At 39.8% G+C, this 17135-nt stretch carries 19 protein-coding genes; 6 read left to right on the top strand and 13 right to left on the bottom strand.

The window, feature by feature from the left end:
- The first annotated feature begins 199 nt into the window (after nucleotides 1–199).
- Nucleotides 200–1252 (top strand): acyltransferase family protein, encoded by a 1053-nt coding sequence (locus tag DXA54_RS09455; RefSeq protein WP_120079313.1) that lies wholly within the window; start codon nucleotides 200–202, stop codon nucleotides 1250–1252.
- Nucleotides 1236–1607, top strand: a complete 372-nt coding sequence (gene folB, locus DXA54_RS09450; protein WP_120079311.1) for a dihydroneopterin aldolase — start codon at nucleotides 1236–1238, stop codon at nucleotides 1605–1607. The genes DXA54_RS09455 and folB overlap by 17 nt, the downstream gene beginning before the upstream one ends.
- Nucleotides 1608–1738: 131 nt before the next feature.
- On the opposite strand, the gene DXA54_RS09445 is transcribed toward folB, so the two are convergent.
- The 4 genes from DXA54_RS09445 to mtaB are packed head-to-tail and all read right to left on the bottom strand — an operon-like array spanning nucleotide 1739 to nucleotide 5544.
- Nucleotides 1739–2263 (bottom strand): methylglyoxal synthase, encoded by a 525-nt coding sequence (locus DXA54_RS09445; RefSeq protein ID WP_004306620.1) that lies wholly within the window; start codon nucleotides 2261–2263, stop codon nucleotides 1739–1741.
- 3 nt (nucleotides 2264–2266) lie between these two features.
- The gene (locus tag DXA54_RS09440) at nucleotides 2267–3295 is read right to left on the bottom strand and encodes a glycosyltransferase family 2 protein (RefSeq protein WP_120079309.1); all 1029 of its coding nucleotides are present in this window, start codon (nucleotides 3293–3295) and stop codon (nucleotides 2267–2269) included.
- A 2-nt stretch (nucleotides 3296–3297) separates the two neighbouring features.
- Entirely contained in the window at nucleotides 3298–4221 is a 924-nt protein-coding gene (locus DXA54_RS09435; RefSeq protein WP_120079307.1) for a lysophospholipid acyltransferase family protein, read from the bottom strand.
- Nucleotides 4222–4224: 3 nt separating this feature from the next.
- On the bottom strand, nucleotides 4225–5544 hold the full coding sequence (mtaB, locus tag DXA54_RS09430) for a tRNA (N(6)-L-threonylcarbamoyladenosine(37)-C(2))-methylthiotransferase MtaB (protein WP_120079305.1): 1320 nt from the start codon (nucleotides 5542–5544) through the stop codon (nucleotides 4225–4227).
- A gap of 110 nt (nucleotides 5545–5654) precedes the next feature.
- On the opposite strand from mtaB, the gene DXA54_RS09425 reads away from it, so the two are divergent.
- Together DXA54_RS09425 and DXA54_RS09420 are read left to right on the top strand one after the other, a co-directional pair.
- The gene (locus DXA54_RS09425) at nucleotides 5655–7328 is read left to right on the top strand and encodes a long-chain fatty acid--CoA ligase (protein WP_120079303.1); all 1674 of its coding nucleotides are present in this window, start codon (nucleotides 5655–5657) and stop codon (nucleotides 7326–7328) included.
- Nucleotides 7329–7487: 159 nt separating this feature from the next.
- A complete protein-coding gene (locus DXA54_RS09420) occupies nucleotides 7488–7709 on the top strand; it encodes a hypothetical protein (RefSeq protein ID WP_004306615.1) in 222 nt (73 codons plus the stop codon).
- Nucleotides 7710–7797: 88 nt separating this feature from the next.
- Here the strand turns inward: DXA54_RS09420 and DXA54_RS09415 are convergent, their stop codons facing one another.
- The 8 genes from DXA54_RS09415 to rpsF form a co-directional block, all read right to left on the bottom strand.
- Nucleotides 7798–8706 carry a sugar phosphate isomerase/epimerase family protein gene (locus tag DXA54_RS09415; protein ID WP_004299335.1) on the bottom strand — a complete coding sequence of 303 codons (909 nt, stop codon included), beginning with the start codon at nucleotides 8704–8706 and terminating at the stop codon, nucleotides 7798–7800.
- A 145-nt stretch (nucleotides 8707–8851) separates the two neighbouring features.
- Nucleotides 8852–9718, bottom strand: a complete 867-nt coding sequence (locus DXA54_RS09410; RefSeq protein WP_004299334.1) for a DUF1080 domain-containing protein — start codon at nucleotides 9716–9718, stop codon at nucleotides 8852–8854.
- 38 nt (nucleotides 9719–9756) lie between these two features.
- Nucleotides 9757–11244 carry a Gfo/Idh/MocA family oxidoreductase gene (locus DXA54_RS09405; protein WP_004306613.1) on the bottom strand — a complete coding sequence of 496 codons (1488 nt, stop codon included), beginning with the start codon at nucleotides 11242–11244 and terminating at the stop codon, nucleotides 9757–9759.
- A gap of 12 nt (nucleotides 11245–11256) precedes the next feature.
- On the bottom strand, nucleotides 11257–12369 hold the full coding sequence (locus tag DXA54_RS09400; protein ID WP_004306612.1) for a Gfo/Idh/MocA family protein: 1113 nt from the start codon (nucleotides 12367–12369) through the stop codon (nucleotides 11257–11259).
- Nucleotides 12370–12607: 238 nt separating this feature from the next.
- The gene (locus DXA54_RS09395) at nucleotides 12608–14272 is read right to left on the bottom strand and encodes a DUF6377 domain-containing protein (RefSeq protein ID WP_004326213.1); all 1665 of its coding nucleotides are present in this window, start codon (nucleotides 14270–14272) and stop codon (nucleotides 12608–12610) included.
- 81 nt (nucleotides 14273–14353) lie between these two features.
- Nucleotides 14354–14797, bottom strand: a complete 444-nt coding sequence (gene rplI, locus DXA54_RS09390) for a 50S ribosomal protein L9 (RefSeq protein ID WP_004299330.1) — start codon at nucleotides 14795–14797, stop codon at nucleotides 14354–14356.
- Nucleotides 14798–14811: 14 nt separating this feature from the next.
- Nucleotides 14812–15084 (bottom strand): 30S ribosomal protein S18, encoded by a 273-nt coding sequence (gene rpsR, locus DXA54_RS09385; RefSeq protein ID WP_002562536.1) that lies wholly within the window; start codon nucleotides 15082–15084, stop codon nucleotides 14812–14814.
- 2 nt (nucleotides 15085–15086) lie between these two features.
- Entirely contained in the window at nucleotides 15087–15431 is a 345-nt protein-coding gene (gene rpsF, locus DXA54_RS09380; RefSeq protein WP_004306610.1) for a 30S ribosomal protein S6, read from the bottom strand.
- A gap of 160 nt (nucleotides 15432–15591) precedes the next feature.
- On the opposite strand from rpsF, the gene DXA54_RS09375 reads away from it, so the two are divergent.
- Both DXA54_RS09375 and DXA54_RS28180 read left to right on the top strand, forming a co-directional pair.
- Nucleotides 15592–16038 carry a MarR family winged helix-turn-helix transcriptional regulator gene (locus DXA54_RS09375; RefSeq protein ID WP_004306609.1) on the top strand — a complete coding sequence of 149 codons (447 nt, stop codon included), beginning with the start codon at nucleotides 15592–15594 and terminating at the stop codon, nucleotides 16036–16038.
- A 140-nt stretch (nucleotides 16039–16178) separates the two neighbouring features.
- On the top strand, nucleotides 16179–16355 hold the full coding sequence (locus DXA54_RS28180) for a hypothetical protein (protein ID WP_004326214.1): 177 nt from the start codon (nucleotides 16179–16181) through the stop codon (nucleotides 16353–16355).
- 78 nt (nucleotides 16356–16433) lie between these two features.
- Here DXA54_RS28180 and DXA54_RS09370 read toward each other — a convergent pair whose 3' ends face one another.
- Nucleotides 16434–17135, bottom strand: coding sequence for a response regulator transcription factor (locus DXA54_RS09370; protein ID WP_004299326.1), 702 nt, complete (start codon nucleotides 17133–17135; stop codon nucleotides 16434–16436).

Below are 17135 nucleotides of genomic sequence, written 5' to 3'. Positions count from 1 at the left end.
GTTTTTTAAAGATATATTGCCAATAGAGGTAAAATAAGGAATTTCAAAATACAGCCAACGTTTTTTTTCGCAATAACAGTATTACCTTATATCATACTTTTTCGCTTTGCGTATCATTCGTTTATTTTTTCAATCTTCCTCCTTTTATTCCAATTTATGAAGTATCTTTGCGCCGAAAAAGTGAAATTGAAAAGAGATAATGGAAGGCAACCAAAGCAGACGTATTGATTTCGTGGACTTAACCAAAGGAGTCTGCATCATCCTTGTAGTAATAGCGCACGTTGGAGGAGCCTTCGAACAGCTGGATACCAACTCCATGCTCTCCTGTTTTCGCATGCCGCTTTACTTCTTTATCTCCGGAGTATTTTTCAAATCATACGAAGGCTTGTTCGGATTTATCCTGCGAAAAATAAACAAGTTGATTATCCCTTTTCTTTTCTTCTACCTAAGCGCATTTCTAATGAAATATATCGTTTGGAAAATAGCACCCAGCGTATTTCAACTGCCTGTATCATGGAATGAGCTCCTGGTAGTGTTTCATGGACATGACCTTATCAAGTTCAATCCTCCGATTTGGTTTCTACTTGCACTATTCAACTGCAATATCCTGTTTTATCTGATCCACTTTCTGCGCGAGAAACACCTGCCTATCATGTTTGCTGTCTCACTCCTGATTGGTTGCACAGGATTTTGTCTCGGAAAGTTACAGATAGAGTTGCCTTTGTATATAGATGTTTCCATGACCGCCCTCCCTTTCTATGTAGCCGGTTTCTGGATTCGACGATATAACTTTTTTCTGTATCCCAGTCATCGTTTCGACAAGTTGATCCCGGTTTTCATTCTGTTGGCACTGGTAGTCATGTACTTTACCGCTACCACATTGGGTATGCGCACCAACAACTATGCGGGAAATATTTTTCAAGTATATATCGCTGCATTTGCAGGAATATTTATGATTATGTTACTTTGCAAAAAAGTGAAAAAAATAAAGGTTATCTCTTACTTAGGGCGATATTCGATCATCACCTTGAGTATTCATGGACCGATACTTCATTTTTTAGGTCCATTGGTCAGCCGTTATATTCACAATAGTTGGGCACAGGCAAGTGTACTTTTGCTTATAACACTAAGCATCTGCATTTTGCTCACCCCCGTCTTTCTAAAAGTGATTCCACAAATGGTTGCACAGAAAGACCTGTTAAAAATCAAACATGATCACACTAAAAAGACAGTATATGAAGATAAACAGTAGCTATATTCTTTTGAAAGAAATTCGTTGTTACGCCTATCACGGAGTTGCACCGCAAGAAAATCTGATTGGAAATGAATATATCATTGACCTGAAACTGAAAGTGGATATCAGCAAAGCTACCCGGACAGACGAAGTTGCCGACACCGTCAACTACGCCGAAGTACATCAAGTGATAAAAAATGAAATGGCCATTCCCTCAAAATTGCTGGAACACGTTAGCGGACGGATTATACAAAAACTCTTTGACCAATTCCCCTGTATTGAAGAAATCGAACTCCGGCTTTCCAAACGAAACCCACCGATGGGAGCAGATATAGAGTCTGCAGGAATTGAGCTACACTGCAGCAGGAAATAAGATAATCACAGCTGGAAATGAAACATAAATGACGAAATGCAGATAATACGATATTAATAAAGTAATCCGTATCATCTGCATTCCTTTTTAAGCAAGATCTGCTTCTATTTTCACAGCCGTAAACTACCGGCTTATTTTCTCTTCTTTTTTCTTCTATTTACCGATTCTACAGCCTCCGTCACCACGGGTTTATCCTGGAAACGTTTTGTATAGCTGGAATAGTCCGGATGAATGCGTTCGTAATCAGGATCCATAAATAACGGACTGGAAATTATATGGTCCGCCGTAGAACGGTTACAACAAAAAACAATATTTTCTACACCGGCCAAACGGGTTAATGCTTTTACATCCGTATCATGCGGTTGCAATGTCATAGGGTCTGTGAAGAAGAAGAGATAATCAATCTGCCCATCCACAATACGTGATCCCATCTGTTGGTCACCACCTAACGGACCTGATTTTAAAATCGTAAAATCCCACTCTTCATCAGGATGTTTCTCCTTCAATGCTTCCAATATCAAAGTACCCGTAGTACCTGTACAATAGAATTTATTACCCATCAACAGTTCCGAGTTCCACAGTACCCATTCGATGAGGTCTTTTTTCATTGCATCATGCGCTACCAGCCCGATGCCTCTTCTAACCTTTGATTCCATTTGCTATCCTTTTAAATCCGACAATTGAGAGAATCGTTTGCATCCCCTCGCATAAAACTGCCACAAGATACTACTTTTTGTCCGTTCAGGTATCGGATTCAAAGTTTTTTTTCTCATATTCTCTTCACGGGATAAAGAAAACGACGGACATAATCGTTTATACTCTTTCCGCGCACGCATCACAGCACTAGCATTATCCCAATGCCCTTGCAACAAGAAATTGAACGCCGCCAGATAATCGAGACAGGTCCGGATACGCATCACTTTATTTAACTCCTCCTGTGGAAGATTCTTATAGAGCATGACAAGATTATTACGGAAATTAAGAAAGGTTTTATGAGGATTCTCTTTTTTAAGAGTAGCTCCCCCCACATGATAGACAATGCTTTGAGGTATACAGACAATCTCACGATTCCGCGAACGGAGCCGCCAGCACAAATCTATTTCTTCCATGTGAGCAAAGAAACGTCCATCCAATCCTCCGACATTCACATAATCAGTGCGCCGGATAAACAACGCTGCCCCCGTGGCCCAGAAAACAGGAATTACCGTATCATACTGACCTTCGTCTTTCTCCACAACTCCCATGATACGCCCCCTACAAAAAGGATAACCGTATTTATCAATAAAGCCACCAGCTGCCCCGGCATATTCGAAATATTCTTTTTGCCGCTGGCTTCGTATCTTCGGCTGACAAGCAGCTACCTCCGGATGATTATCAAGATAAGCAATCATTGGTTCCAACCAATGCTCCGTCACCTCGACATCCGAATTCAAAAGAACTACATATTCTGCGTCGACCTGCTGCAATGCTAAATTATATCCATCCGCAAAGCCATAATTCTGGTCGAGAACAATCGTTCTGACAGAAGGAAATTCCTGTTGAAGCAAAGTAACGGAAGCGTCCGTAGAACCATTGTCAGCCACGCAGACCTCAATCCCCTCCCCTTCCGAATACCGGACGACGGACGGAAGAAAAGTACGGAGCATATCACATCCGTTCCAATTTAAAATTACAACTGAAACTTTCATTGTTATTCCTTCTTCTTGTTCAATTCTTTCTCTTCTAATCGGTCAGCTTCTTCACGAGTCATTTTCCAACGTTTATGAGACCACAACCAATATGCCGGTTCTTTACGAATCGTCTGTTCTAATCTATGAGCAAACATTTCCGTGATTTCTCCTTCTCTTGTTTCTTTCGGTGTTTCCGTCATCAACTTGAACTCCGCTTCACAGTATCCTCTGCACTTCTTACTAAGTTCACAATAGAAAACAGGGAAATTCATCATTTTGGCAATTCGCTCCGCACCATTCAGAAAAGCAGTTTCCTGTCCTAAAAAGGTAGTCCAATATTTATCATATCCACTGGGCCATTGATCAGTAATCAAACCGACTACCATCTTTTTTCCATCATGTTTGAGCTTAATAATTTCACGGGCTGTAGAATGTTTCGGAATATTATACCCCCCAAAACGAGAACGAATACGTTTAAACAACTCATCCAAATATTTATCCCTCAACGGTTTATAAACCTGCACGGGAACATCCCCCGGTTTCATGATTGCTCCCATACCTATCAACCACTCATAATTGGCATAATGAGGAATCATTACTATAATACCTCCATACTTTTCTGTCAGTTCAAGATATTGTTCCGTATTCTTATAAGTCATTCTCTCACAAAGTTCTTCGGCAGACATGTGCAACAATTTCAAATCTTCAAGCATATAATCCGACAAATAGCGATAAAACTTGCGTTCTATCTGTAATCTCTCCGCATCAGTTTTTTCCGGAAATGATCTCAATAGATTTCCCCGAACTACTTTCCGACGATATTTTCCAACACGATACATCAGCAGATAATTAAAATCCGAAAGCATATATAAAACCCGGAAAGGAAGAGCTGAAAACAGCCACATTCCACTGTATACCAACCAATAGATAAGTTTTGATCTCATAACTTATATCAAAATTGTACCTTTAAGTGCTGTCATCTCCTCATTAAACTCTCCCAGACGTACATTAACCACCTGATTATCCAGCGAGTCATCACTTTCCACCTCTACACGAATATAATTCTCCGTAAATCCATGCATCGGAGCACCAGCTTTCGATTTTTCCATCAACACCGGCATTGTCTGCCCGATATGACGTGCATAAAAAGCCTGTGTCTTTTGGTCCGATAGTGCCAACAGACGCTGACTACGCTGATGCTTCTCTTCCGGAGAAACCACATATTCTATTTTTAAGGCTTGCGTTCCGGGACGTTCGGAATAGCTAAACACATGTAACTGCGTCACATCCAGACCATCAATAAACTGATAAGCCTGTTCAAAGTATTCGGGTGTTTCTCCACGGGTTCCCACAATCACGTCCACTCCGATAAAAGCATCCGGCATCACCTCTTTTATCTTCTTCACTTTCGAAGCAAAAAGAGCAGTGTCATAACGACGGCGCATTAACTGCAAAACTTCATCGCAACCGGATTGCAAAGGGATATGAAAATGAGGCATAAAACTGCGGGAATGAGACACAAACTCAATAATCTCATCAGTCAACAGATTGGGTTCTATGGAAGAGATACGATAACGTTCGATTCCCTCTACCTGATCCAGCGCCTTTACCAGATCAAAGAAACTCTCTCCTGTTGTTTTACCAAAATCTCCGATATTCACTCCGGTCAGAACGATTTCTTTTCCACCTTCAGCAGCTGCCTGCCGGGCCTGCTCAACCATGGAAGCAATAGTCCCGTTACGACTTCGCCCGCGGGCAAAAGGAATCGTGCAATATGAACAGAAGTAATCGCATCCATCCTGCACCTTCAAGAAGAAACGGGTACGGTCTCCCCGTGAACACGAGGGAGAAAACGAACGGATATCTTTGGTTGTAGTGGTGATAGCCTCTCCTTTTTCATGCTTTTGGAGGTCGCCCAGATATTGAAGTAGTTCTCCCTTCTGTTCCGCTCCCAGCACTACATCTACTCCATCAATCTTTGCCACGTCGCCGGGCCTCAATTGCGCATAACATCCGGTCACCACCACAAAAGCACCGGGATGCTGCTTTACCAGACGATGAATGGCTTGCCGGCATTTTTTATCCGCCATCTCCGTCACCGAACAGGTATTTACCACACAGATATCTGCTTTCTCTCCTTTGCGCGCAGTCCGAACTCCTGCCTCACGCAGGATTTTACCGATAGTTGAAGTCTCTGAAAAATTTAATTTGCAGCCTAAAGTATAATAAACGGCTGTCTTATTTTGAAATACAGTGGTATCTATCATAAGCTGTTATAAACACATTAACTTTGCAAAGTTACACATTATTATCAGTAAAACACTTTAGGATACGAAAGTTTATTCCTATTTTTGCACAATTCACTAAAAAACGTGCAATGATTAAAGAGAATTTCATTAAACTATACGAAAATAGTTTTCGTGAGAATTGGGATCTGCCTTGTTATACTGATTATGGAGAAGATACCCAATACACATACGGTGAGGTAGCTGAAAAAATCGCCCGTTTACATCTGTTATTCAAACATTGTAGCCTTCGCAGAGGAGATAAGATTTCAGTTATCGGCAAAAATAACGCTCATTGGTGCATCGCCTATATGGCAACGATCACATACGGAGCGATCATTGTCCCTATCCTTCAAGATTTTACGCCTAATGACGTTCATCATATCGTCAATCATTCCGAATCTGTATTCCTGTTCACCAGCGACAGCATTTGGGAGAATCTGGAAGAGGAAAAATTAACGGGGCTACGGGGAGTATTCTCATTGACTGATTTCCGGTGTCTTTATCAACGCGACGGGGAAACCATACAGAAGTTTCTGAAAAATACCGATAAAGAGATGCATGCTTTGTATCCGAAAGGATTTACCCGTGAAGATGTTCAGTACACCACTTTATCCAATGACAAAGTGATGCTGTTAAATTACACTTCCGGAACCACCGGTTTCAGTAAGGGTGTGATGCTGACAGGAAACAATCTTGCCGGCAATGTCACTTTCGGTATTCGTACCGAACTCCTTAAAAAAGGGGATAAAGTGCTGTCTTTCCTTCCCCTCGCTCACGCATACGGTTGTGCATTTGACTTTCTGACAGCGACCGCTGTCGGCACTCACGTCACTCTGCTTGGTAAAACTCCTTCTCCGAAGATTATAATGAAGGCTTTTGAGGAAGTGAAACCCAACCTTATTATTACTGTCCCGCTAGTGATCGAAAAGATATATAAGAATATCATCCAGCCACTCATTAATAAAAAAGGTATGAAGTGGGCACTCAATATTCCGCTGCTCGACACACAGATCTACAACCAGATACGCAAAAGACTGATTGATGCACTGGGAGGTCGGTTTAAGGAAATCATTATCGGCGGCGCCGCTATGGACAAGGAAGTAGAAGAATTCTTCTACAAAATTAAATTCCCTTTTACTATAGGTTACGGTATGACGGAATGTGGGCCACTAATCAGCTATGCCCCTTGGGATGAGTTTGTACTAGGCTCTTCCGGAAAGATTCTGGATATAATGGAAGCACGTATCTATAAAGAAAACCCTGAAGCAGAAACCGGAGAAATCCAGGTTCGGGGAGAGAATGTGATGGTGGGCTATTACAAGAATCAGGAAGCAACGCAGGAAGTATTCACGCAGGACGGCTGGCTACGCACCGGTGATCTCGGTTCCATGGACAGCAACGGAAATATTTTCATCCGGGGACGCCTCAAGACCATGATCTTAAGTTCAAGCGGACAGAACATCTTCCCCGAAGAGTTGGAAACAAAACTGAATAACCTGCCTTTCATTCTTGAAAGTCTCGTTATCGAACGCAACAAAAAATTAGTAGCACTCGTTTATGCCGATTATGAAGCGTTGGATTCTCTCGGATTAAACAATCCGAATAACCTGAAAACAATCATGGATGAAAATCTTAAGAATCTGAACAGCAATGTAGCCGCTTATGAAAAAATCAGCAGAATCCAACTTTATCCTACGGAATTTGAAAAAACTCCCAAAAGAAGCATAAAAAGATACCTATATAACAGTATTGCTGTCGATTAGCATGTTCTAAAACATACGAAAAAGGGAGAAAAGTAGCTAGTTACAAAAAAAATTATAAAAAAAGTTGGTATTTCGAGAACAACATATTGAAAAAGTACATAACTTTGCAGCGTTTTAATAAAGCAATTGATTGTATTACGTTTTTAAAAAGCAAAGAAAATGAAAAAATTAGTTTTGATGGCCGTAGCTATCGTAGCAGTATCATTCGCATCATGTGGTAACAAAGCAGCTGACGCAGCAAAAGCAACTGCAGATTCTATCCGTATCGCTGACTCAATCGCAGCAGTAGAAGCAGCAGCTCTTGAAGCTGAACAAGCAGCAGCCGCAGCAGCAGATTCTTTGAATGCTGATAGCACTGCAACTGAAACTGTAGCTGAATAATTCAGAAACAGCTTAGAGAGAATTGAAAGTCTGCCATGCAAAAGCATGCACAGACTTTTTTTATGCTTCAATTTTAGCAATTCACACGCTATTTAGCGTATGAACTCTTCACAAAAGGAGCGTCCAACAAATAATCCAAGCTCACTTCCACACTCTCTTCTACCGGCATACTATAACCCTCGATTTCAGCAACGAGATAGTTAACACCTGCAGTTTTTGCATTCTTAAAGATAGCGTCAAAACCTACCATTCCGCTTTGTCCGATCTCTCTGTGATCCTTAACATGGAATATCTTGAAGCGGCCGGGATATTTATTAAAATAATCAACAGGACTGTTTTGTCCGCGAACTACCCAATAAAGGTCCATCTGGAAGAAGACATATTCAGGATTCGTATGTTCCAGCATATAATCATACATTACTTTATCTTCTACTTTCTGAAATTCATGAGCGTGATTATGATATCCAAATGACAAACCTTGTTGTTTGCAACGTTTGCCTATCTCATTAAAATAAGTGCAATATGTATTCAAATCTTTAAGCGTTTTTGGAACATCCATCCAAGGAGCTACGATGTACTTCATTCCTGCAGCTTTATGATCGGCAATACACTGATCCCACCATTGAAGAGACTCTGACAAGTCACCGGAAGCCAATTCTTCTTTGGACAATTGTCTGGTACAATGTGAAGACAAAACTTTTAATCCTGCCGATTCGACATCTTTCTTAAACTGTTGGGGAGTCCGGTCATAAAATTTACCGTTGTTATAATTGGCAGCTTCAACACCGGTATATCCCATGTTTGCCAATTTCTTCAGAAGAGCAGTATAAGTGGGGTCACACTTACCATTTTTATTGTCTACCTTATTCAATATATCTCTGACAGAATAGAGTTGAATAGCTACTTCTTTTTTAGCTTTCTTCTTAGTTTGTGCCGTCATTGCCTGTGGAATCATGAAAAGAGCAGCCAACGCACATAAATAAATTTTTGTTTTCATATAATAGATATCAGGGGATTACAATTATTAGATTTATATAGAAAAAACAGGCACGGATTACACAGACTTCACGGTTACTCTATGGCAATCGCCATTCAAAAAAACGTGAAATACGTGTAACCCGTGCCTTCTTATTACTATTTGATTAGTCCAAAACCTTCACACGGATGTTGCGGAACCAAACATCATCACCGTGATCTTGCAAACCGATGAAACCTTCGTGATTTTCGCCACCACAGTTATTCAGCAATTCAAATGCCAAAGGCCATTTATCTTCGCTGAACTTACTTGCCTGCAACATATCAGTCCATTGTTTTGTCCACAAATGATATTCAAGTACGTTTTCATCGTTTTGTCCATGAACCACTGTACCTTTATAAACCATAATCTTAGCCTTGTTCCATTCGCCAAACGGTTTAGAGTTTTGAGGAACTGCCGGAATCATGTCATACAAAGAAGCCGACTGACGATTGTTATCTTTACCCAATTTAGCATCCGGATGATTGGCATTATCCAGGATCTGATATTCAGGTGCGGAAATATAAATAGGTTCAAGCACATCATTACCATCTTTGTCTTTAGAAGTAACTTCCTGAGCTAAATACAGAATACCTGAATTGCTACCTTTAGCAACCTTCCATTCCAATTCCAACTCGAAGTTTTTAAATTTGTGAGCAAAGATCAAGTCACCACCATCACCGTCTTGAGCTTCACCGCCGCCAGAACCGTTGAATTTGATACAGCCATCTTCGATTGTCCATTTAGTAGGAACACGGTCTTTTCCATAACCACGCCATCCGTTAAATGTTTCACCATCAAAGATTGTGATATAACCATTTTCGTCAACAGGCAGATTCAAACTATCAGTTTCCGGTGCTTTCAATGATTTAGAGTAAGACAATGCAACTTTGCTCGGTTCTTCCTGAGCATTTGCTTTTTTCTGACCACCGCAAGAAGCAAAAACTCCTGCAGCAAGACAACAACAAGCTAATGGATAAAATACTTTTTTCATGATAATAACGATTTAATTTTTTATCTTTAATTTCTAATTTATCTCGGCATATCAGGCAGTCTCCAGCCGTCACGATAAGTATGTTTCACTAATTCAGCAGCAAACTGTTTCGCATTAATCGGATCAGTCCATGTCTTGTCAAATGTCGGATGACCATCATGAATCTTGAATCCGTCTTTGATAACGGTACGGATCGTTTCGTTATCACCGATATTCGTAAAGCACATGTTAGCTCCATCCCATTCAAGAGTCTTATTCAGCGCTTGCAAACGAATAGCCAATACACCCATTGCCACCATTTCATTCATTGGTCCGGCTTCTGAGAAATCAGACTTAGTCATGATACGGTTAGATTTATTTTCTTTACATGCACGTACCCAGTCCATCTCGTGACCACCGTTCATAGCATTGGGAACACGACGACAAACCTTTGGCGCATTTGGTTTACGACCAGAAAGCAACCAAGGATTCTGTCCATAACATCCGCAAATCAAAGTATCTTTCGTTCCGTGGAAAATAGTCAAACCACCACCACTCTGCATCAGTTGTTTTCCTTCCGGGAATCCTTTCGGACGTTCAGGCATCATACCGCCATCGTACCAATGTACTTCCACTTCAGGCATAGCTACTTTCGGCATATTTTCACGAGCAGGGAAAATCATTTTCACATGCTGTGCCTGCGGAGCACAAGCATTCAACAATAAAGTAGATGACCCTTCCACTTTAGTAGGATATTGCAATTTCAATGCTCTAAACGGCTGATGCAAAATATGGCAAGCCATATCGCCTAATGCACCTGTTCCATAATCCCACCATCCACGCCAGTTCCAAGGATGATAAATAGCATTGTAAGGATTCATTTTAGCAGGACCTGTAAACAAATCCCAATTCAATGTGCTAGGAATTTTATCAACCTTTTCAGGAACATTCAATCCTTGCGGCCAAATAGGACGGTCTGTCGCACATTCCACCTTAGTTATATCACCGATTTCACCATTCCAAATCCATTCGCATACCAAATCCGTACCTTCATCCGATGAACCCTGATTACCCATCTGAGTAACAACACCTGTTGAAGCAGCTAAATTTGTCAATAAACGAGATTCATAAACAGAGTGGGTCAACGGCTTCTGACAGTACACGTGCTTTCCCATTGTCATTGCATCAGCAGTGATGATAGCATGAGTATGATCGGCAGTTGCAATAATCACACCGTCGATAGATTTACCCATTTCTTCATACATCTTACGATAGTCCCAGTATTTTTTAGCCTTGGGGAATTCGTCGAACACACCTTTTGCATACTTCCAATCCACATCACAAAGAGCCACAATATTTTCAGTGCCCTTTACGTGATTAATATTGGCATGTCCCATACCACCAATACCCACGGCTGCAAGATTCAGTTTGTCAGTAGGCGAAATATGCCCGTGGCTCATACCTAAAATAGTACTGGGAGCAATAGTAATGCCGGCTAAAGCAGCAGCCCCCGTTTTGAGAAACTTTCTCCTCGAAATGTTTGACATGATTTTATTTATTTAAGGGTTAATAATCTTTGGAAGGTTGCCATGCAACAATCCATATCCATTTTTCATGTTTCTTCTTCGCTCGCGTATTTGCTCCAGAGTGCGCAAATTACCAATAGCAGGCAAATCGTGTTTGCGTGTGTCTTTCAAGAATGTCCACGCATATTCGGATGCAATGGCCGAATCGCGCATGGACGGTAAGCGGGAACTGCGTTTTCCGGTTTCTACCGAATCAGCAAACAGGTCGCACAATACGTCTATATTCTTGCCACCGAAAGGCTTCTCCACACGAATGGTCTGATTGACACCGTGCAGATCGACAACAGCAGTATTGAAGTCATGCGTCATACGCACAACTCCTTTTGTACCTATAATATCCACATACGAATTATGTGTCTGGTCTTTAGATAATTGTCCATAAACAAAACCCTGAGTAATATCGAAGACTACGCCATTTTGGAAAGTTCCGTGACATTGTACCCACCAAGGATCTTTATAATTCCACATATTCACTCCCTGAGCATTCCATGTTCTATAATCACAGCCTGCATACCAACGGGTAATATCGACATAGTGCATTCCACAATCATGGAAAGCCGGCCCCTCATACTCATGACCTTCGCCCGGCGCCAAACCGGGAGTCATGTGGCAAATACGGATAATAGCCAATTCTCCGATTTCTCCTTGCTCGATATACTCTTTCATTAGATTATGGTACCAGGAATTCCGCAGATACAAGTTTACCGCAGAAATGAGGTTGGCATTTTCTGTCATTTCCACGACCTTCCACTCATTTTCCATGGTATCTGCAATAGGTTTTTCTGAAATAATGTGCTTGCCGTAGCGAATAGCTTTTTCTATTTGTTCCATCCGCGAGTCGGCCAAAGTGAAAAGACCGACTACCTGTACACTTTCATCCTCAAAAACTTTTTGATTATCTTCTACTATAAGAGATTCAGGAGATAACTTCTTAGCCAATTGACGTGATTCCGGATCTGTATCGCAAATATAAGCAATATTCCATCGCCCACTTTTTGTCATCGCTTCCCAATAGAATCTTCCCATTCTACCGAAACCGATAATTCCAACTTTAATTCTCGTGTCTACTGAAGATTGCGTGTTCATAATAAAACATAGTGAATTTAAGTACAAATAATAGATGAAGTATCAATTTTCACCATCAAGCTGATGAGTAAAAAACTGATATTGCAAATCTAGCCAAATAAATAACGGCTTATTTGACTTACACTACTTTATGTAGATATTAAATTAGCGTTTTATCCTATTAATCAAATACTTAGCACTTCAAGTATATCCAAAAAATGTAGATGATTTGGAAAGGGGCGCAACAGTAAAATGATAATTATGTCTCTTGAGTTGAACTAATTTTCATAATTTCGTTCTCAAATTCATCTCTGTCGACAGCAGCTTTATTTCTCATCTTCGTACGATAATTATAAACCGTACTTGTAGAGCACCGGAGGAAGTTCGCTATCTTCCCACTATCCGTAATACCCAAGCGTAATAAAGCATAAATACGAAGTTCCCTATTCAATAAAGCATCCGGTTTTAAAATAATCTTCTCTTCATCTTTCAATAAAGCATTAAAATCTGAAACAAAAGTAGGATACAAACCTAAAAAGACCTTATCGAAACGGGCATACAGTGCACTAAGCTCTTCATCAATAAGCGCAGACGACTTCAGCTTCTTAATCAACTCGTCATAGTACTTATTAATAGCTATTTTATACAGCATATTCTGGTATTTCTCCATTTTGTGGATATAACTAAAGCACACATCGAAAAATTCGGCTATATAATATTCCTTTATGCCATTAATTTCATACAACTGATTATTGGTGTCATTCAACTGGCTGTTCATATTATTCAGTTTATTGTTCAGCCGCAGAAGTTCTTCATTACTTTGCGCCAATGCCTGCTTTATTTTCAACGTTTTCTTCATCTGAATATAGATAAAAACAACGAGCAGAATCAAAAGGAAAAGGATAACGCTTGTAGAAATAAGAAAAGTAGTCAGATGCGATCTTGATTTAGCCTGTTCCGCCTGATAGGCAGTGTTGATAATAGAATTAAATTTATAGATTTCAATTGCGCGGAAATGAATACCAGAAGAAATTACATCATCAATAGCGGATTGTGTAAACTTAAAAGCATCGGCTAGATTCTTTTCTTCGTATTGTATCAACGCAAGAGATTGAAGAGAGGCATTTTCACGCGTTGCATTCCGTGTATCGGCAATCGCCGACAATATCAGATATTTTTTTTCCTCATCATATTTCTTCTGATGGTGGCATAACCTGGAATACGAATGAGTAATCATGGCATAATTAGGCGTTCCCACCTCCTCAATATCCAACAATTCTTTAAAAATTTCCTTCGATTTTAAGGTATCACGCCAGATATAATAAGAAGCTTGTGACATCCGGTAATCCCAAGAAGTGTGATCTATGAGAGCAAACAGTGAATCCTGATAAGCAGATTGTTGCTTTCCATACAGATTGTTGGCAACAGAAATAGAATAATGCCCCCAGAAACTGGAATAAGTTTGATAATAGTTTATTAATAAATCTCTGGGAAGTTCTGAAGTCTTTATACTTTTCAAAATAATCTCCGCTTCACGGAACCTGCCACACATCGAATATAAAAGACTAAGATGTAAAGACGACTGGTTGGTGAAATAAGGTCTATTCAACTGACGGGAAATCTCAATATTGCGATCAACATAATGAATAGCGGAATCAATATGAAATTTTTTATATTCGTTATATAACCGTAGATTGATTCTATATTCTCCTTCAAGAGTCAAACCAGGACTTTTCAACATACATTTTATCCGGTTTATCCGATCCTCTTTCTCTTTAACAAAGACATGCTTTTCATCTATCACTCTACGCAAAGAATCCGTCAATAATTTCAACTCATCATTCGCATAAAGAACACTGCCAATTCCCAAAGCAATCAGCAGAAGCAAAAACCTCTTCTTCAGAAAACAACAGTTGAATTTCATAATAGTAATAGCAAAGATAACAAAAAAAGCGATTCATCCATTCAGAACAAATCGCTTTTTGTATATGAAGTAAATTTGCTCTTATTCAGCAACTACTTCGAAAGGAATTTCTACCGAAACTTCCTTGTGAAGCTTAACAATAGCCTTATAGCTACCAACTTCTTTCACAGCGTCTTTTACAACGATGATCTTTCTGTCAACTTCATGACCCAGCTTAGACAAAGCTTCAGCGATCTGGATGTTACCAACAGAACCGAAGATAGTACCGGTTGAGCTAACTTTAGTTGCAATAGTCAAAGAAACGCCTTCCAACTTAGCAGCCATAGCCTCAGCATCTTTCTTGATTTTCTCAAGTTTGTGAGCGCGCTGTTTCAGTTCTTCAGCCAACATTTTCTTTGCAGAAGGAGAAGCGATGACAGCTTTTCCAGTCGGGATCAGATAATTACGACCGTATCCGGATTTCACGTTTACGATATCGTTCTTATAACCCAAGTTTACTACGTCTTCTTTCAATATAATTTCCATACTTTTCCTCCTTCTTATTTCATCATGTCAGTTACATAAGGCAGCAATGCCAAGTGACGAGCTCTCTTCACAGCCTGCGCGATACGACGTTGGAACTTCAAAGAAGTACCTGTAATACGACGCGGAAGGATTTTTCCTTGTTCATTCAAGAATTTCTTCAAGAATTCAGGATCTTTGTAGTCGATATACCTAATACCACTCTTTTTGAAACGGCAGTATTTTTTCTTCTTAACATCTACTGACGGCGGAGTCAAATATCTGATTTCTGATTGAACTTGTTGTGCCATGATTAATCCTCCTTTTTGTTTGATTTAACACTTCTTCTTTTTGCAGCGTATTCAGCAGCATACTTATCCATCTTGAAAGTCAAGAAACGGATTACGCGTTCATCACGACGGAAATTAAGTTCCAGCTTGTCAATTACAGTAGGATCTGCATTGAACTCAATCAGTTGGTAAAAACCTGTAGACTTCTTCTGAATTGGGTAAGCCAATTTCTTCAGTCCCCAGTTTTCTTCATTGATAATCTCAGCACCTTCAGCTTGAAGAACGCCTTTGAATTTTTCTACCGCTTCCTTCATCTGAACATCAGACAAAACGGGAGTTAAAATGAAAACGGTTTCGTATTGATTCATACTTCGTTTAATTAAATAAATAAATTATTTGATTTTAAATGCGGGTGCAAAGTTAGACATTTTATTTTGAACTACAAATATTTAATCTTTTTTTGTATCCGAAGATAGGATTTATCCGGGAAGTGACTTAACTTTGCAAAGTTGTTTAAACAATAATTTCATGATAGAGCAATTTAATTTCGATATCCGGCTTATATTCGCCATATTAAATGGCAAAGTTTCCGCGGCAATCAACCGTAAGCTGTACCGTAACTTCCGTCAGAACGGGCTGGAAATCAGTCCGGAGCAATGGACGGTACTCATTTTTTTGTGGGAAAAAGACGGTGTTACACAACAAGAGTTGTGTAATGCAACTTTTAAAGACAAACCCAGCATGACCCGCTTGATAGACAATATGGAACGGCAGCATCTCGTTGTGCGCATTTCCGACAAAAAAGATCGCCGTACCAATCTGATTCACCTGACTAAAGACGGGAAAGAACTGGAAGAAAAAGCGCGTATCATTGCCGGACAGACCCTGAAAGAGGCTCTTCACGGTATCACTCTCGACGAATTGAGCATTGGACAGGAGGTACTGAAAAAGGTATTCTACAATACAAAAGATTAGGTAGAAGAACTTCTCTTCAAATCATAAAATCCACTAAATCGTGCATTTATAATGGAATTTTTATCCAAATAATTTCGCCCGTTAAAGAATTATGCTTTAATTTGTGACTGGAATATTATAATCTATTAAAATACACACGCATGAAAGGCTTATTAAAGAACTTAGGATTGATATTAATCTTGGCCGGAGTAGTCATCCTGTTGGGTTGTTCATTTACAGGTAATGTAAATAACAACGCCATTCTGGGTACTTCTGTAGTACTTGTAGTACTGGGACTCATTTCTTATATTGTTATTAATAAGAAGATCGCTGATTAATTTCGCAAAAATCAATAAAAAATCCCGGAAACGAATGTTTCCGGGATTTTTTATTTGTAGTCATCTCAAATGCGATTATTAAGATTCAACTTCCGGGGTAATCAGCTTATAGCCTTTTCCGTGGATATTGATAATCTCGATAGAATCATCTTCTTTCAGATGCTTACGTAGTTTCGTGATATACACGTCCATACTACGGGCATTGAAATAGTTATCGTCGATCCAGATCGTTTTCAAAGCAAAGTCACGTTGCAAAATCTCATTTGCATGCGCACAAAGCAATCCGAGCAGTTCAGATTCTTTGGTAGTCAGTTTAGTCTGTTTGCCTTCTGACGACAGAATTTGTTTCTGTGTATCGAAAGTAAACTTACCAATCTTATAGATATTGCTTTCTTTGTTCTTCTTTCCACGAACACGTCTCAAGATTGCTTCAATTCTGAACGTCAATTCTTCCATACTAAACGGTTTGGTGATATAATCATCCGCACCGATTTTAAATCCTTCCAGGATATCTTCTTTCAGCGTTTTAGCAGTCAGGAAGATAATAGGAATTTCAGCATTTGCTGCACGGACATCCTGTGCCAGTGTGAAGCCGTCTTTTTTAGGCATCATTACGTCAAACACGCACAAGTCATATTTATTCTTCAAGAAAGCCTTATAACCGGCTTCTCCATCAGGATATAACTCAGCAGAATAACCTTTTGCCTGTAGATATTCTCTTAAAAGCATGCCAAGATTTTCGTCATCCTCGCATAATAAAATACGCAGTTTCTCGTCCAT

It is taken from the genome of Bacteroides sp. OF03-11BH, assembly GCF_003604005.1.
Lineage (GTDB): Bacteria > Bacteroidota > Bacteroidia > Bacteroidales > Bacteroidaceae > Bacteroides > Bacteroides ovatus.
This window is presented reverse-complemented; position numbering and strand designations above follow the sequence as displayed.

What these genes read in the sequence shown, in the direction of transcription:
- DXA54_RS09455 (WP_120079313.1), top strand. Translation starts at nt 200, where the DNA reads ATGGAAGGCAACCAAAGCAGACGTATTGATTTCGTGGACTTAACCAAA.
- folB (WP_120079311.1), top strand. Translation starts at nt 1,236, where the DNA reads ATGAAGATAAACAGTAGCTATATTCTTTTGAAAGAAATTCGTTGTTAC.
- DXA54_RS09445 (WP_004306620.1), bottom strand. Translation starts at nt 2,263, where the DNA reads ATGGAATCAAAGGTTAGAAGAGGCATCGGGCTGGTAGCGCATGATGCA.
- DXA54_RS09440 (WP_120079309.1), bottom strand. Translation starts at nt 3,295, where the DNA reads ATGAAAGTTTCAGTTGTAATTTTAAATTGGAACGGATGTGATATGCTC.
- DXA54_RS09435 (WP_120079307.1), bottom strand. Translation starts at nt 4,221, where the DNA reads ATGAGATCAAAACTTATCTATTGGTTGGTATACAGTGGAATGTGGCTG.
- mtaB (WP_120079305.1), bottom strand. Translation starts at nt 5,544, where the DNA reads ATGATAGATACCACTGTATTTCAAAATAAGACAGCCGTTTATTATACT.
- DXA54_RS09425 (WP_120079303.1), top strand. Translation starts at nt 5,655, where the DNA reads ATGATTAAAGAGAATTTCATTAAACTATACGAAAATAGTTTTCGTGAG.
- DXA54_RS09420 (WP_004306615.1), top strand. Translation starts at nt 7,488, where the DNA reads ATGAAAAAATTAGTTTTGATGGCCGTAGCTATCGTAGCAGTATCATTC.
- DXA54_RS09415 (WP_004299335.1), bottom strand. Translation starts at nt 8,706, where the DNA reads ATGAAAACAAAAATTTATTTATGTGCGTTGGCTGCTCTTTTCATGATT.
- DXA54_RS09410 (WP_004299334.1), bottom strand. Translation starts at nt 9,718, where the DNA reads ATGAAAAAAGTATTTTATCCATTAGCTTGTTGTTGTCTTGCTGCAGGA.
- DXA54_RS09405 (WP_004306613.1), bottom strand. Translation starts at nt 11,244, where the DNA reads ATGTCAAACATTTCGAGGAGAAAGTTTCTCAAAACGGGGGCTGCTGCT.
- DXA54_RS09400 (WP_004306612.1), bottom strand. Translation starts at nt 12,369, where the DNA reads ATGAACACGCAATCTTCAGTAGACACGAGAATTAAAGTTGGAATTATC.
- DXA54_RS09395 (WP_004326213.1), bottom strand. Translation starts at nt 14,272, where the DNA reads ATGAAATTCAACTGTTGTTTTCTGAAGAAGAGGTTTTTGCTTCTGCTG.
- rplI (WP_004299330.1), bottom strand. Translation starts at nt 14,797, where the DNA reads ATGGAAATTATATTGAAAGAAGACGTAGTAAACTTGGGTTATAAGAAC.
- rpsR (WP_002562536.1), bottom strand. Translation starts at nt 15,084, where the DNA reads ATGGCACAACAAGTTCAATCAGAAATCAGATATTTGACTCCGCCGTCA.
- rpsF (WP_004306610.1), bottom strand. Translation starts at nt 15,431, where the DNA reads ATGAATCAATACGAAACCGTTTTCATTTTAACTCCCGTTTTGTCTGAT.
- DXA54_RS09375 (WP_004306609.1), top strand. Translation starts at nt 15,592, where the DNA reads ATGATAGAGCAATTTAATTTCGATATCCGGCTTATATTCGCCATATTA.
- DXA54_RS28180 (WP_004326214.1), top strand. Translation starts at nt 16,179, where the DNA reads ATGAAAGGCTTATTAAAGAACTTAGGATTGATATTAATCTTGGCCGGA.
- DXA54_RS09370 (WP_004299326.1), bottom strand. Translation starts at nt 17,135, where the DNA reads ATGGACGAGAAACTGCGTATTTTATTATGCGAGGATGACGAAAATCTT.